This is a genomic window from Paraburkholderia humisilvae (genome assembly GCF_902859855.1).
GTDB lineage: Bacteria > Pseudomonadota > Gammaproteobacteria > Burkholderiales > Burkholderiaceae > Paraburkholderia > Paraburkholderia humisilvae.
The window spans coordinates 1-744 of the sequence record NZ_CADIKH010000441.1 but is presented as its reverse complement, the minus strand read 5'-3'; the positions used below and the strand labels follow the sequence as shown (position 1 = coordinate 744).

1 protein-coding gene is annotated in these 744 nt (G+C 59.7%); it reads left to right on the top strand.

The genetic code is table 11. The features are described 5' to 3' along the window. A partial coding sequence (locus tag HV796_RS42960; protein ID WP_175233641.1) for a tyrosine-type recombinase/integrase occupies window positions 1-744 on the top strand: 744 nt, incomplete at both ends.

The window sequence follows — 744 nt, the reverse complement described above, 5'->3', positions numbered from 1 at the left end:
GCCAGTCCGAGATTGCGCGCATTTATCGCCGATACCTGGACCATCTGAGGCAGGATCGTGGACTCGCGAAGAACTCTCTGCTCGTCTACGGCCCCTTCATTCGCGACTTTCTCGACAGCCACTCGACCGGCGACGGAACTATATTGCCCGATGCATTTGGCGCCGTAGCGATCCGAGATCATTTCCTTGCCTACAGCAAAGGTCGATCGGCGGAGTACACGCGGCTGATGGCAGTTGCGCTTCGCTCGTTCTGCCATTTCCTCTTTCTGCGCAGCGATACGGTCCAAGACCTGTATGAATCAGTGCCCTCGGTTCGTAAGTGGCGACAGTCAACTGTACCGACGTTCCTCACGCCTGAGCAGCAAGAAGCTCTCATTGCATCTGCAGACCGGTCGACTCCGACTGGGCGCCGTGACTACGCAATCCTGCTGTTGCTGGCGCGGCTCGGTCTACGTGCCGGAGAAATAGTTGCCATGCAGCTCGACGACATTCACTGGCGTTCGGGGGAACTCGTCGTTCATGGCAAGGGGCAGATGGTGGAGCACGTCCCCCTGCCATCGGAGGTCGGAGAAGCAATCGCTGCATATCTCCGCGATGGTCGCGGAGCAAGTGCATCGCGGCACGTATTCCTTCGCAGATTGGCACCTCGGGTTGGTCTGGCGGGACCGGCGGCGATTGGCAAGATTGTTTGTCAGGCCTTCGCACGTGCAGGTTTGCGCCCCGCGTGCCGTGGTGCCGCACATC